This window comes from Pseudaminobacter sp. Soil_N_29 (assembly GCF_057656055.1).
The window spans coordinates 1-14180 of record NZ_JBDGLC010000013.1; the positions used below are offsets into that span (position 1 = coordinate 1).

A 14180-nucleotide genomic window follows, 5' to 3' on the forward strand; every position below is an offset into this window, starting at 1 on the left:
TTGAGGCTGGAATCGGCGCCGATCGGCTTGCCGAGATCGGTCGTCTTCTGCGGGTCGACCAGCATGTCGGCATCCGGTCCCATCGAGTAGGCACGCCAGGCACGCGAGCCGTCCTTGATGTTGTAGGCGGTGAGATGGCCACGCACGCCGAACTCGCCGCCCGAGATGCCGACGATCACCTTGTCCTTGACGACCATCGGCGCGGAGGTTCCGGATTCGCCCTTGCCGCCGCTGCTGTCGTCGCCGTTCTTGACCGACCAGACCATCTTGCCGGTCTTGGCGTCGATCGCGGTCAGCATCGTGTCGGCCTGGTTGAGGAAGAGCATCCCGTCGCCATAGGCGACGCCACGGTTGACCGTGTCGCAGCACATGATCGGAATGACGTTCGGATCCTGCTTGGGTTCATACCTCCACAGAATCCTGCCGTCGTTGTTCAGATCGAGCGCATAGACGGTGTTCGGGAACGGCGCGTGCACATACATCACGTCGCCGATTACCAAAGGCCCGCCTTCATGGCCGCGCAGCACGCCGGTGGAGAACATCCATTTGACCTGGAGGTCCTTCACATTGTCCTTGGTGATCTGATTCAGCTTTGAATGACGGGTGTTGGCATAGTCGCCGGTGGGCATCGCCCAGTTCTTTGAATCCGCAGCAAGTTTCTGCAGGTCATCGTTTGCCCACGCCCCATATGCGCAGGTCATGAGCGCGGCGGCAATTGGAAGACAGACCGCATTTTTGAACACACGCATCGAAATCCTCCCTGGGCTCACAATCGGAACATAAGGCCGTGCGGATGTGGTTTGGCGGCGTTGCCGGAAATCGACTTCCGCCTGTATAACTTTCACGGCATCTAAGGCTCCCCCTAATAATAATGAAATACAAACGAATTTTCTTGCACCATCGATACGCTTATTTTAGTGTATAGTCTCTTTGAGAGCAGTCAGACAAAAAACAATAAAGTAATTGATCTGCATCAATTCAAATAAATATATTTAAGTCCGCTGTTGGAATGTCACCATCCGGTCCTTGCCCTGCCGTATGGTGGCAATGGTGGCGCAATGAAGCGTCAGCCGAGGCTTCGGCCGCAGTCCTACTTGCACGGAGCCGGCGCTGGATATGTCCGCAGCAGCGACCGCATGATCAGGGATTGATACCTGCCGATCCCGCCAATCGGAGGCTCCTGCAGGTCGATGCCGTCGTTTACGTTTCGGATGATTTCAAGCAGGTCGTCCTCCGGCGGCTCCGCGCCGCCGCATATGAGATCGCCGACCGCGGCGAGGCCTCGCCATGAGCTGACAACCTCGCGTCCGAACCTCGTGAAAGCCACGCGCTCGTCTTCCGTAGGTTTCATCGGCCAGCCAAAAGCCAGCTTGAGCATGCCGGATCGCGGCGTGGTCAACGACATCAGGGTCGTGTGGTTCAGGACCCGGGCGGTCGCGTCCCGGTGCTGCTGGAAGCCGAGCTCGCTGTCGAAGGGCTGATCCACCTTGACTGAAAAGTACGAGTTCGACAGACCGTAGGCGACGCCAGCGGCCGCCAGTCCCGCCAGGATCGCGTTGCCGATCCATTTGTCCTTGCGGCTGACGGGCTTCGCGGCCTCTTGCCCGATCAGTGCGAGCGTCGCCAGGCTTTCGACATCCGAGTCCACGAGACGGTCCCACTGCTCGGCGGCCCTGGCTTTGCGGGTGTCCGCCGCCTTCCGGATTATCGCCATCACCTGTGCGTTCGGGAGGTCCACAGTTTCCAACTCGCCACCTCCGGAAGGCTGGTCGACGTAGTGCCCAGCCGAGTGTACCCATGCGGCGCGTGCCCACTTGAGGGTCTCGTCCAGCGTCTCCGAACCGACGCCTTCGCTTCGGGCGGATTGGACAGCGCCGACCGCCGCTAGCCGCACCGCCGTCCTCGGGAAAGCGGCCTGTCGTTCGCGAATGGCAGCGGGTTCGCCTTCGCCCTTCAGGCCCTCGATGTGATGGACGTAGTCGATGCAGTATGAAAGCGCGCCTCCGGCTTCGCGAATGCGCGCATAGTGCGCCGCAGCCTCCCGCTTCGCGTTCTCAATCTTGTCGTCTGATCTTGCCATGAATACCCCCCAAGGGGCCAAATCCTTCGATCTGGCAGTTCGTGACAAAGCTGCAGTCTTACGGATCGGCATCGGCAACGTCCACCTCGAGAAAGCGGCAGAACCCGCCATGAGCGAATTGAGGCCGGCAAAAGAACGGCGGCTGACGGTTGATTTCTGATTGAAAGCTGCCTGTCCGCCGCCCTGGGGCCCGCCCGGTTGGGGTGGAGATGCGGCACAGTCCACAGATGGGATGGCCGGGACGAACGGCGGCGAGATGTTGCCAACGAGTGCCAGCCTCGTGGTCTTGTTCATAGTGGTGATCGTCATTGCTGGCATGATCACGTGACCACAAACCGCAGCGAGGATTGACCTCTGCGTCTTTTTACGCACCCTTCGAACGATGGGCGGGAACGTTCACAACATCAGGGACCGGCCACGGCCTAACCCCAAGGTTCAAGGCCATGGTCGCCGCAAGGGGCCACGCAGGCTGCCGTGTGCGGTGCGTCGGCTTGTTGCTGCCCTGGCGATTGTCGTCGGCGTCCTCGCTTTTCAGCAAGCTGTCCAGGGTTGGCCAGACGGTGGCCGCTTCGTTGAAGGCCTGACCTCATTTTGGCCGCGCGCCGCCGCTGCGCCCATCGAAGGCCGCGCCACCGTAATCGACGGCGACACGATCGAGATCGCCGGCCAGCGTATCCGCTTCAATGGCGTGGACGCTCCAGAGAGCTCGCAATACTGCGAGGATGCCAAGGGCTTCGAGTATCCCTGCGGCCGCGTTGCAGCTGTCGCGCTCGACGAGTTCCTGGCCGCATCCAGGCCGGCACGCTGCCAGTTCGTCAGTTGGGACCAGTACGGCCGCTTTGTTGGCGACTGCGCGCGAGCCGATGGCACCAGCATCCAGGCCTGGCTCGTCGAGAACGGGCATGCGCTCGATTGGCCGCGTTACAGCAACGGAGCCTATGCCGCTCACCAGAGGACAGCACAACAAGTGCGGCGCGGCATCTGGGCCGGTACCTTTGAGACGCCATGGGAGTGGCGCGCGGCCCACGCGCGCAGTGTCGAGCAACCCGCCAGCTTCTCCCTTTCAGCCGCTTCAAGCTGCAGCATCAAGGGCAACATCTCCGCCAAAGGCGAGCGCATCTACCATGTGCCAGGCCAGAAGTATTACAGCCGGACTCAGATATCAGAGGGCAAGGGCGAGCGCTGGTTTTGCTCCGAGCAGGAAGCGCGGCGCGCAGGCTGGCGCAAGGCTCGCCAATAGCGGAAGCACCCCGCCCCCTTGCTTTATCTCCCCTTTCTGCAAGCATCTGGGCGCTGCCTGGGGGCAGGCAGCCGAAGGCTCGGCGCTCACCCTCTCTGCCTACCGCGCCGCGCCTTCTGCTCAGGCGAGTTCTTCCCGGGTTTTGCCCGACTGGCTGCTTAATAGCGGTTCTGGCAAAATCGTGCCGCTGTCAACTTAGGGCGAGAGAAGTGCTGGATCTCACTGCTCACCCGCGTTGAATCGTCCTGCGCGGTTCGGCGCGGGTTTCAGCGCAAGGCAGGCGCACTGCTCAAGCAGATCGAGCAAAGGACTGGCAAGCACCGGAACGGGCGGTCTATGCCATCGCGAGAGCGATCGAGCACAACGCGATTGCCAGACCACAAGCATTCATCTTCCAAAACGCTGGTGGCCTGGAGGCGCGGGGGTCATTCCCCATCGCGCCCCAAATCCCAAGTGCCATCGCGTAAACCATCGTCTTCCACCATGCCACGGCTATGACACCAACAATGCGAAGATAAGCATGCCCCTTCCCGAGCGGCATCGCGGCGTCCAAACAGCTTGATTGTGCCCCGGCTACCAGCTTCCATGCCGATTGCCAGACCGCGTTGTTCACGCACCTCTAATACATCAAGCAACTGTACTGTTGCCTGATTGCAACTGCCTTTGCAGTCGTTGCCGACTATAAGGCTACTACTATTGAGTCTTCTAGAGGGTAGAGATGTTTTCAAAACGTACCACCATCGTAGCAACGTTCTCGATGCTTCTGTCTTCAAACGCGTTTGCTGCCGACATCTTATCGCCGGTCCCAGAGGTGATGCCGATCTTCAGCTGGACTGGTGCCTATGTTGGCCTCAACATCGGCTTTGGCGGCGGCAAGGCCAAGCATCCGTTCGATGTCTATGGCTATGACGAGGGCGATCGCATTGACCTCATGGATGGCTCGTTGGACCTCACCTCCAGCGGTTTCCTCGGTGGCGTCCAGGTCGGCTACAATTACCAGGTGGATCAGTGGGTCCTCGGTGTTGAAACAGATTTCCAGGGCGCCAACATCAAGGGCGAGGCCTCGGCCAGCTTTGACGCTCCGTTTGGGTCGATCGACGCGAGCGCCGGCACCAAGCTCGACTGGTACGGCACCATACGCGCTCGTGCAGGCGTCCTGGCAACTGACCGCTTCCTCGTCTATGCGACCGGCGGCGCCGCCTATGGTCGTACAAAGAGCTTCATCCGCGCTGATGAACTTGACATTGACGAGAGCGTGTCGAGGACCAAGTGGGGCTGGACCGTCGGAGCCGGCGCGGAGTACGCCATCACTGACAATGTGACCTTCAAAACCGAGTATCTTTATACTGATCTCGGCAAGGCCAATCTTTTCGATGACGAGTTCCTTGGCTTGAACGCAAGCCTGGATCGGAAGTTCAACTTCCACACCGTGCGTGTTGGCATCAACTACAAATTCTGATCTGCACTCAGAAGCAACTTTGGCCCCGGCGCAAGCTGGGGCTTTTTTTGCCGAAACAAAAAAGCCGGGAGACGACGGGCTGATGAGTAAGGGTGTAGTGGTAGCCGCGCTGGACCTCACCTGGCAAACTCGCCAAATCAAGGCCGCGCCCCACGCGGACTTTTTGATCGGAAATGGAGTCGATCAGAGCCCGGCTCCGGGATGAACAACGGGCTCCTAGGTCTCACTCGTCGAGCAACTCGTTCTGCTCAACGCCACCCGAATGCCCCACCTCCGTCAGTGTTCCAAATTCTCTTGTGTGTGGCGAAATCTTGATCACCTGAGCGGGTCCATCCGCAGCCAGGCGTCGGCCGTTTGTAGATGCGAAAGCACTGCTTTCCCCCAAACACAAAAGGAAAAGCCCGCCGCCTCGGGGGAGGAGACGGCGGGCCGATGAGTAAGGGTGCGCAATAACAGCTCGAGTGTTCAGTTGTTCCCACATGGCCGAAACAAATTGGCGGTGCTGGATCGCATTTGTCGCCAGCCGTCAACGAAAGTCCACAACTTCCGTTAGGGAAAAAGTGCCTTGCGACGAATGGCAGCTATCCCACTCTCGGTGCCTGAAAGCGGACAGTCTGGACCCGGCCCCGTTTTAGCCGCGCCAACGTCTTCGCCCGCAGGTGCGACGAAGGCTCGCATTGGGAATCGCGTTCATGTGGGCTGGTTCGGCTGTGGGAGGACATGCACAGAAGTCGAGGAGCGGCGGTGACGCTGGACTAGACCGAGGCGCGCGCTACCTACCCCCTAACCAGCGGGGAAAGTGCTCCGGGGAAAATGAGAGGAGCCCCAAATGGCAGCCGTGTCCGCTCCAGCCGCCCTGAGGCCGCTTCACCCCCTCCACGCGATTCTTCTCGCCTTTCCGTTTCCGCTGTTCCTCGGGGGCCTGGTCAGCGACATCGCATATTGGAACACGTTCCAGGTTCAGTGGTCCAATTTCTCTTCATGGCTGATAGCCGGCGGGTTGCTGGGCGGCGGCTTTGCGCTGCTTTGGGCGCTGATCGACCTGGTTCGGTTCCGGACGGGGCAGATTTTCCTATACTTCATCGTGTTGCTCGCCATGTGGGTGCTAGGCCTCGTCAACGCCCTCGTGCATGCCAAGGATGCTTGGGCAACCATGCCGGAAGGCCTATACCTGTCCGTAATCACGACGCTCTTGGCGCTGGTTGCGACGTGGATCGGCTATTCGGGCTTCCGCTCATGGAGGTCACCGTGATCCGCCCCTTGCTTCTGCTTGTCGCCTGCGCTGCCATCCTCTCCGGCTGCAACAACGAGGCCGCTTCTCCGCCGCAATATGGTGCCGACCCGAATCTTCCGGCGCCACGGCGAGGCCTCTTGCCCGACATGAGTATTGCGCTTCCGGCTGGTTGGGGCGACGAGCTGCCGACGGTGCCGCACGGCTTCAAGATCCAGCTGATCGCTACCGGTCTCTCGGTACCCCGTCAGACCCTGGTCCTTCCGAATGGAGACATTCTGGTCGCGGAGGGTTCCGGCGGCAATGAATCCGCATTGCGGCCCAAGGACCTCGTCGCGAACTATATAAAGTCGCTGGGCAAGACCCATGTGAAGGGTGGCAATCGCTTGACGCTGCTGCGTGACACTAAGGGCGACGGTACGTTCAAAACGCGGAGCATCTTCGCGGACAACCTCAACGCGCCCTATGGCCTCGCATTCGTGAACGGCGCCATCTACGTGGCCAACCAGGATGCGGTGGTCCGCTTCGACTACCGTGACGGCCAGACCGAGGCCAGCGGACCGCCGGTGAAGGTCGCCGACTTGCCGTCGGCCATAAACCATCATTGGACGAAGGCGATGACGGCCAGCGCCGACGGCCGCTTCCTATACGTGGGCATCGGATCCAACAGCAATATCACCGAGCGTGGCTTGGATGTGGAGACCGACCGGGCGATGGTGTGGCAGATCGATGTGCAGTCTGGAGCGCACAAGCCCTATGCGACCGGTCTTCGCAATCCAACCGCGCTTGCCATCCAGCCGGGAAGCGGCCAGCTCTGGGCCGTGGTGAACGAACGCGACGAGATCGGCCCCAACCTAGTTCCGGATTACCTGACTTTGGTGCGGGAGGGCGCATTCTATGGTTGGCCCTACAGCTATTGGGGCCAGAACGTCGATCCGCGCGCTCAACCGCAGGACCCGGAGAAAGTGGCCTCGGCGATCCGCCCCGACTACAGCCTCGGATCGCATGTCGCGGCCCTCGGCCTCGCTTTCTCGGCCCCGGTCATGGGTCCCGAATTTGCGGACGGCGTGTTCGTCGGCCAGCATGGGAGCTGGAACCGCACTCCGCCTTCCGGCTACAAGGTGGTGTTCGTACCGTTCCGCGACGGCAAGCCGGCCGGCGATCCGATCGATTTCGCCACGGGTTTCCTGACCGAAGACGGGAAGGCGCGAGGACGGCCGGTCGGCGTGACGTTGGATCCGCGTGGCGCGCTGATCGTTGCCGACGATCTGGCGAACACCGTTTGGCGCATTTCGGCTAGCCCGCCAGTGTCGCCGACCGCTCAAGGGCAGGGCCTGTCGACGCAGACACGCTAAGGCCTCCGATGCGACCCGGAACGGGCTACATCGCAATCCAGTTACCTGCTTCTGCCCCGATGGAACTTGCGGCTTCCGGGCTTGTTCCGAAGCAAGCGCATCGGCCGCTGGCATCACCGTCGCCTGCCAGGGAGGCCCAGATGAGAAAAGCCGAGGGATCCTTTCAGCGCCCAGACACACCCGAAGCCAATTCCCTGATCCCCTGCTACGATGAGCTGTTCAAGATCCCTGTTTACAAGAAGTTTTGCGGGGCATGGCCCAGGAAATAGGCCGCAGCCATCTCACCAGAAGCGATGAAGGCGGCAATTCGGGTGGAGGTAGCCTATGATTATCAAAAGCCCGCAAACCAACTCGATTGCGCCGGCGACCAGTATGATCGCAGGCAGCGGACCTGACATCCCGGAAGCGGCGCGGTTACGAGCCTCAGAATGGAAAGCATTAGGGAGTCCGATTTTGTAGCGCATGCCCGACCGCAAGGTACAACGCGGGATTGTAACCAGCGTCGATCGAAAGCTGGACCACAGGAAGCTCCTCTTCTGATGCGATGGCTCAGGAGTAAGCTCCAGCGCAGAAGATTTGCTTCCGCCCAGCGTCACTAAAGGTACTGCTGTCACCCATTCGGGGATATGAATTAGGGATCGGGCCGTGTGTCGCTTGGCACTTAATCGTAAGAATGCGCCGGTTAGGTTCAGGCTTGGCCTTTAATTGTGAGAATCTTTGCCGTCAGATTCTCAAATCAAGTGCATCTGGGATGAAGCTTTCCACCTCCGAGCTCGGGCTATCATGCTCTCGGTGGCGTCAGTGAACCGGCCCCTATTGTCACCCATCATGTGACCACGCAGCATTCCGAGCATCTCCGGTCCAGCGCGCTCGACGATGGCGATTCCCGCCAGCAGAGCGTGCCGCATGTGAAGCGGCAGGATCGGCTTTGCAGGCGTGGGCAGGTTCTCCTGTTCCGCGGCGACGACACGGTCGAGATCGGGGATGATTGCGCCGAGCACCCGGAAGCGCCAAGGGTCGTGCTCGCGTGGTATAGGTCTTGGAATGCGTCGCATCAGGAGAAGCCGAGCAATGTCGGCTGGCGATATCCAGGTTCCAATACCACGTTCGGCTTCATCGTCGAGCAGCTTTTCGCCATGAAGAGCGGCACCCCAATATTGCCGGAAACGGGAAGGGATTTCCCGCCTACCGGCATCCCGGAGTTGGTTTCCGCACAAAGAGCACGTAATACGCCACCCCAGAAGCTGGCTTCGCAGGGTCGGCTCCGGCTCCGTATGTCCCGGGCTGCAGCTGGTACAGACCTGCGTCGGCCGACGGGAGATGAGCCGATGCGATGATTGCGCGACATTTGTGAAGGTCATTCGCCGCATCACGGCCGGCTCGGTGGCAAACATGTTGGCCAGGCGGATTTCCTGATCCCTGCCCAGTAGGAGATCGGCCGCTCGCAATGAGGGGGCCTCCGGCAGGCAATGCCGAAGCATGACCAGCGGTGGAACCGAGTAAAAGGCGGCGTGCCGGCCGATCAAGGACGACAGGAGTTCATCAGAATGGGGCGGCAAGCGCACCGGCAAGCGCCGTGGCGGCGTGTTCTCAATCATGCGAATGCCGCCTCGGCATCGAACTCTGGCTCGCAGCACTCGACCGCTTCGTCAGTAATGTACTCGCGGCCGCTCTCGATGGCGTCGACCGCGAGGCTGTTGATCATGTGGAAGATGTTGGCGATCATACCCTCGGTGATCTGCAGGATCCGTCGCAGCGATTTCGGCGTAAGCACCGAGGGCCGACGCAGCGGCGTGTTGCGCAGGATCGACGCCACGTGAACTGCTCAAACCGTCGGGCAAGCGGAAGGTCGCTGTCAATGACCGTGGAGTTCCCTTCAACGAGCTTGCCTACCTGTCGCGCTACACGCACCGGGTCGCCATCTCGAACCGTCGCCTGACGTTTGGATTTTTCATGCGCCTAAGCTCGCTCGCTACGGATTCTGGAGCACGCCGCATGAAGCGCGTCCCGATTTCGACATGCTGCTTGGCGCACACTATCTACCCATTGTCGGTGCGGGAGCCTGGTCGCGGGATGCACTGCTGGCTCGAAAGATTGGGCACAAGCCGTGATCATTGATCTGCAAACCGTGAGGCTCAGTCCTCTATTTGACTCCCCCTCGCACTTGCCACGAGGGCCATCGGGCGATAGGTCTTTTCAGCCATGGCGGAGGTAACCTCCCAACGCTTCTTTGCTGGGCTATCCAGGAACATATACCTGCTGGCCCTTGCTAGCCTGTTCGCCGACATCTCGACCGAGATGCTCTATCCGGTGCTACCAATCTTCCTGACCCAGATGCTTGGGGCAAATGGCAGCATCGTGGGATTGATCGACGGCTTTGCCTTGGCCACGCAGAGCGTCGTGCAAGGCATCTCCGGCGCGGTGTCGGACAAGCTGCAAAAGCGCAAGCCCGTGGCATTGTGGGGCTATTTTCTGGCCGCGGTCGGCAAACCCCTGATGGGCGTCTCCACCGTCTGGCAGGGTGTGTTTGGTGCACGCCTGCTGGACCGGCTGGGAGCCGGCATGCGTTCGGCGCCACGCGATGCACTGATCGCCGGCTCGGTGGAAGAGGCCAATCGAGGCAAGGCTTTCGGCCTCGAGGGACTGGGCGACAACGCGGGAGCGTTCCTCGGGCCATTGCTTGCCGCTCTCCTGATCTACGTCCTGCATATTGGCCTGCGTACGATCTTCTACGTCGCCGTGATCCCCGGCCTGCTCGCATTCGTTATGGTCGTGCTTGTCAGGGAGCGACCGGCGGAAACGCACGCCAAAGCAAAGATCGATATACGCCTGAGCCGGTTTCCGCGCAGCTACTGGACATACCTGCTCGTCACGGCGCTGTTCTCCCTTGGCAACTCGAGCAACGCCTTTCTGATACTGCGAACCGAGGATATTGGCGCGTCGTTGGAGCTGACGATCCTGATCTATGCCGGGTTCAATCTGTTTGCGGCCCTGATCTCTTACCCGGCCGGCACCCTTTCCGATAAATGGGGCCGCAAGACCGTGCTCCTGGCCAGTTTCGTCATCTTCGCGATTGCCTATCTCGGCATTGCGCTTACGCGTCAGGTGTTCGCGGTCGCCGCGCTCTTTGTCATCTACGGGCTCTATCAGGGGATCTTCCGTACGGTCGGCAAGGCCTTCGCATCGGATTTCGTGCCAGAGCCTTTGCGGGCGAGCGGCATCGGCTGGTACAGCACCACGGTGGGTCTCCTGCAGCTCATCGCCAGCCTCGTTGCGGGAGCGCTCTGGGACCGTGTCAGCCATGAAAGTGTCTTCATTTATGGGGCAGTCTTCGCGATACTGGGAAGCATCGCCTTGGTCTGGTTCGTACCGCCATCCGCAACTAGCCGGGAGAGCGCCCCGTTTCCGCGAAGAGAGGGATGACATAGGAAACCGTCAATGTTCGCTCCATCGTCGATGACGTCGAAGCCGCCATCGTCTGGTACACTACGCACCTCGGATTCACGCCGATCTCCAATTCCAGCCCGGCCTTCGCCGACGTTCGGCGCGGTTCGTTGCGGCTGCTGCTGAGCGGCCCGACCAGTTCCGCGGGCAAGCCTATGGCCGATGGTGAGCAGCCCAAGCCCGGCGGCTGGAATCGCCTCCATTTGATTGTCGAAGACCATACCTCCGAAGTCTCCCGCCTCAAGGCTGCCGGCGTGCAGCCGAGGCCGTTGCTACCGGCTCCCATTTCGGAACGCCAGCGACGTTCATCCCTGCACCTACACGGGCGCAGCTCAAGCTCGTGCGCTGGGCGGCAGGGGATCATGAAGCACGTGGTAATGCTCGGCGGCTTTCAGGTCATTGAATTCGACTTCATTGTCAACGATAGCGGGGATGACGCCTCGGTAACGTCAGTCGCTGCCCGCATCGTCCACCATCGGCCGAACGACTTCTCGTCACCACTCGGGGATCGTCGCGACCGACCACTGCCAGCAAGATCTCTTTTTCAGATCATCTCAACCAAACGTGGCCGGTAGGGCGTGCCGTAGGGACATTCGAGCTCGCTGCGATCCCATCTGCCGAGATCGGCCGCCGCATCATAGGTGCTCTGCAGGAATGCCATGAGCTTGGCCTCGGGGTCCGGCGCCGTGCGCACGGTTTCGTATGGCAGAAGGAACTCACCGAGCTCCTCGGAAAAGAACGCCTCCCGAGGCTGGATAGGAGCAGAGGCATAGCCATCCGGCGCCGGATAGGCGTAGGAATAGAAGGCCGCGTAGTCGATCGACCCGCCGCCGGGCCAGAACCCGGCGCTGCTCACCTCATGCGAATAGGCTTCGCGGGCTACCGCGTCGGACAGGCGCGGCACGCCGCCTGGGTGGAGCGGCGCCCGCCTGCCGGAAAAACGTGTCACAGCTAGATCGAAGCTGCCCCAGAAGAAGTGCACCGGGCTGACCTTGCCGAGGAAGCCGGTCCGGAACCGCGAAAGAACCTCATGTGTGGCGAGCAGGATGCGCCAGAAGCGATTGGCAAGGTCGCGGTCGTAGGAGGCATGCACGCTGTCACGGTCGAAGGAAATGCCATCGGCGATCTCGCACGGCAACGTGGTGATCGGTGTCTCGAGCCCGAGTTCGGCCAGCGCGGCCATTACCTCGCTGTAGAATTCCGCGACCGGCTTTGGTGCAAGCATGATCTGGCGGACGTGACCGGTACTCGTCTTCACCCACAGCAGATGGTCGACAAAGTCGAAATCGATCTGGAACGCCCGCCCGTCCGCGGGCATGGGCGAGGTGGTCAGTCCGCGCGCGGTCAGATAGAGCGTCACGTGCCAGGAATGGTTGAGCCATGGCTCGCGCATCAGCCGGATCTTGCCGACGATCTGTGTCCACAGATGCAGCGTCTCATAGGTGGGCTTCCATGCGGCATAGGGCAGATCCGGCCAACGTTCAGCATTAAGTGCAGACGGCATGGCTTCCACCCTTTCCTTGCGGGCTCTGGATGCCGGGGGCTTCGACCGGGAAGCCACTATACAGAAACCAACCACCGGTTGGCCAGCGGTCTCGTCGGGGCGAGCGGATTTTGCGCCGACCGTGTCGTGGCTGTAACGCACTGCTTCCGGGCGCGCCGAGCTCATGCTCGATAAGATTGGCCGCTGCCTCGGCTTGCGCCGCGTCCGAAATATCGCAGGCAGCGACCCTTGCTTCCCGGAACTTTGCGCTCCAAGTCGCGCGCTATCATCCCAACGCCGCTGGCAAAGCGCTGCACCCGGTTCCTCTCCCTCGGCCAGCGGCTACCTCGGATCAAGGCGCCGTTGCGTTCAGGGAGCGGCGGGGCCTTCGCGGCTCGGATGGCCATGTTTCCTCAACAACTTCCTCAGGCGGTAAGCAACCCGCAAGGAACTCTTGCTTCGGCCGCTGTCTGGACCCGTGAGATGGAAACTGGCGAAAACCCATAAGCTCGCGACGGCAAGCGGCGTTAGAAGAACGGCGGCGGACGCATCATCATCACGTCGTCGACGCAAAGGCAGGCACGGCACCAAATATGGCGCTCCTATTCCGCCTCCAAATGGGGCATCATCGGTCTGATGAATTCGGCCGCGCTCAAGTTTGGCCGGCACCTAGATTACCGTCAACGCCGTTGTTCGTCGACACGCCCTTGACCCGTCATCGCCAGCGTTATGCTCAGGTCGCCGATGATTTCTACCCGAAAGAAACTGCTTCAGATCTCGAAGCAGAGGCTAAAGTCGAGCTCATCGCAAAATCGCCGCTCAATCGATCACGCCAATTGTCGTATTCTTGGCGTCCGACGAAGCACACATGGTGAGCGGAGCGACTATGACGTGACCGCCGGCGACAGCGCCAATTGCACTGCTTAGCCATCCTCAAGGGTTCGATGCTCTCATCGATGTTGTCAACGGCCGAGCAAAACCGCTCAGACACGCGATCGTGACCCAAAACGGTTGGCACCGCGTACGGCCTGCGCTCGACGTCAAGAACAGAGCCCTATTTGACGATCTAGCAGGAACGCGGACCGGCAGTTTCCTGAGCTGGCAACGATCAGCGCAAAAGTCGAATTTGGCAAAGTCCGTGAGAAGGGCTTACGAGGTGGCGAATTTCCGAAAACCGAAAGCCATAGCAAAATCCCCGGCATTGTCGCTGCTAACGGCCCCCAGCCTGGCGACATCGGAGACGCTGCACGACATCGCCCATATCAGGCGTTTCGAACGTGATCAGGAAATCTTCAGGCCGGATGAGCGCAGTAACACATGGTACTGTGTGCTTTCGGGAGCCGCGAGGGAATACATTGTCCATGGAGATGGGCGTCGACAGATTATTGACATACTTCTACCCGGTGACTTCTTTGGGTTTACATTGCGAACGCATCGTTGGTTTGGCGCGCAGGCCGTGGCCAAAGATACAGTTGTCGAATGCTATCCGCGACAACGTTTGGAAGTTCTCGCCGACACGGATCCATCGACTGCAAGCGAGATCAGGGCGCGATGTTTTCAGTCGATCGAACGGCTGGAAGAGCAGATGTTGGTCATCGGCACTATGACGTCGAAGGAGAAGGTTCATGCCTTTCTTTCGTATTTTTGTGATCGGTTGGCCGCCGTGGACGATGGCGCGGCCATCCCAATATCGCGCTACGACATAGCTGACACCCTCGGAATTTCCGTCGAAACCGTCTGTCGCGCCTTCACGGAATTGCAGGACCGCGGGATCATAACTTTGCAAGGGCCACGCCGGATCAAGATCACACGAAACACATGCGATCAGGACCGGTCGACCGCGGCAAGAAGTTGACGGCCTTATCTTTTCTCATCGTACTGTTTTGCA

Annotated in this window: 11 protein-coding genes and 4 pseudogenes; 9 read left to right on the forward strand and 6 right to left on the reverse strand. The window is 60.4% G+C overall.

Going from position 1 to position 14180, the window contains the following annotated elements; translation table 11 throughout:
* Together AC3A4H_RS22365 and AC3A4H_RS22370 are read right to left on the reverse strand one after the other, a co-directional pair.
* A partial coding sequence (locus AC3A4H_RS22365) for an outer membrane protein assembly factor BamB family protein (protein ID WP_487768720.1) occupies window positions 1-701 on the reverse strand: 701 nt, incomplete at its 3' end.
* Between the two features lie 389 nt (window positions 702-1090).
* Complete coding sequence (locus AC3A4H_RS22370) at window positions 1091-2374, reverse strand: hypothetical protein (protein ID WP_487768681.1); 1284 nt, start codon at window positions 2372-2374, stop codon at window positions 1091-1093.
* Between the two features lie 187 nt (window positions 2375-2561).
* On the opposite strand from AC3A4H_RS22370, the gene AC3A4H_RS22375 reads away from it, so the two are divergent.
* From AC3A4H_RS22375 to AC3A4H_RS22390, 4 genes are all read left to right on the forward strand, one after another.
* On the forward strand, window positions 2562-3320 hold the full coding sequence (locus AC3A4H_RS22375) for a thermonuclease family protein (RefSeq protein ID WP_487768682.1): 759 nt from the start codon (window positions 2562-2564) through the stop codon (window positions 3318-3320).
* A gap of 718 nt (window positions 3321-4038) precedes the next feature.
* Window positions 4039-4779: an outer membrane protein gene (locus AC3A4H_RS22380; protein ID WP_487768683.1), complete on the forward strand. Its 741-nt coding sequence runs from the start codon at window positions 4039-4041 to the stop codon at window positions 4777-4779.
* Window positions 4780-5608: 829 nt separating this feature from the next.
* On the forward strand, window positions 5609-6031 hold the full coding sequence (locus tag AC3A4H_RS22385; RefSeq protein ID WP_487768684.1) for a DUF2231 domain-containing protein: 423 nt from the start codon (window positions 5609-5611) through the stop codon (window positions 6029-6031).
* On the forward strand, window positions 6028-7365 hold the full coding sequence (locus tag AC3A4H_RS22390; protein WP_487768685.1) for a PQQ-dependent sugar dehydrogenase: 1338 nt from the start codon (window positions 6028-6030) through the stop codon (window positions 7363-7365). The genes AC3A4H_RS22385 and AC3A4H_RS22390 overlap by 4 nt, the downstream gene beginning before the upstream one ends.
* Window positions 7366-7603: 238 nt before the next feature.
* Here the strand turns inward: AC3A4H_RS22390 and AC3A4H_RS22395 are convergent.
* From AC3A4H_RS22395 to AC3A4H_RS22405, 3 genes and pseudogenes are all read right to left on the reverse strand, one after another.
* Window positions 7604-7766 (reverse strand): annotated as a pseudogene (locus tag AC3A4H_RS22395) (DoxX family protein); the annotation flags it as partial.
* A gap of 330 nt (window positions 7767-8096) precedes the next feature.
* Window positions 8097-8963 carry a TniQ family protein gene (locus AC3A4H_RS22400; RefSeq protein WP_487768686.1) on the reverse strand — a complete coding sequence of 289 codons (867 nt, stop codon included), beginning with the start codon at window positions 8961-8963 and terminating at the stop codon, window positions 8097-8099.
* A complete protein-coding gene (locus tag AC3A4H_RS22405; RefSeq protein ID WP_487768687.1) occupies window positions 8960-9181 on the reverse strand; it encodes a hypothetical protein in 222 nt (73 codons plus the stop codon). The genes AC3A4H_RS22400 and AC3A4H_RS22405 overlap by 4 nt, the downstream gene beginning before the upstream one ends.
* Before the next feature lie 50 nt (window positions 9182-9231).
* Between AC3A4H_RS22405 and AC3A4H_RS22410 the strand changes: the two are divergent.
* The 3 genes and pseudogenes from AC3A4H_RS22410 to AC3A4H_RS22420 all read left to right on the forward strand — a co-directional run.
* Window positions 9232-9303 (forward strand): annotated as a pseudogene (locus AC3A4H_RS22410) (transposase); the annotation flags it as partial.
* Between the two features lie 264 nt (window positions 9304-9567).
* Complete coding sequence (locus AC3A4H_RS22415; RefSeq protein WP_487768688.1) at window positions 9568-10788, forward strand: MFS transporter; 1221 nt, start codon at window positions 9568-9570, stop codon at window positions 10786-10788.
* Window positions 10789-10814: 26 nt separating this feature from the next.
* Window positions 10815-11075 (forward strand): annotated as a pseudogene (locus tag AC3A4H_RS22420) (VOC family protein); the annotation flags it as partial.
* Between the two features lie 278 nt (window positions 11076-11353).
* On the opposite strand, the gene AC3A4H_RS22425 reads toward AC3A4H_RS22420, so the two are convergent.
* Window positions 11354-12313: a DUF5996 family protein gene (locus tag AC3A4H_RS22425; RefSeq protein WP_487768689.1), complete on the reverse strand. Its 960-nt coding sequence runs from the start codon at window positions 12311-12313 to the stop codon at window positions 11354-11356.
* Window positions 12314-12838: 525 nt separating this feature from the next.
* On the opposite strand from AC3A4H_RS22425, the pseudogene AC3A4H_RS22430 reads away from it, so the two are divergent.
* Together AC3A4H_RS22430 and AC3A4H_RS22435 are read left to right on the forward strand one after the other, a co-directional pair.
* Window positions 12839-13003, forward strand: a pseudogene (locus AC3A4H_RS22430) (hypothetical protein); the annotation flags it as partial.
* A gap of 286 nt (window positions 13004-13289) precedes the next feature.
* On the forward strand, window positions 13290-14147 hold the full coding sequence (locus tag AC3A4H_RS22435) for a cyclic nucleotide-binding domain-containing protein (protein WP_487768690.1): 858 nt from the start codon (window positions 13290-13292) through the stop codon (window positions 14145-14147).
* Window positions 14148-14180: the final 33 nt, after the last annotated feature.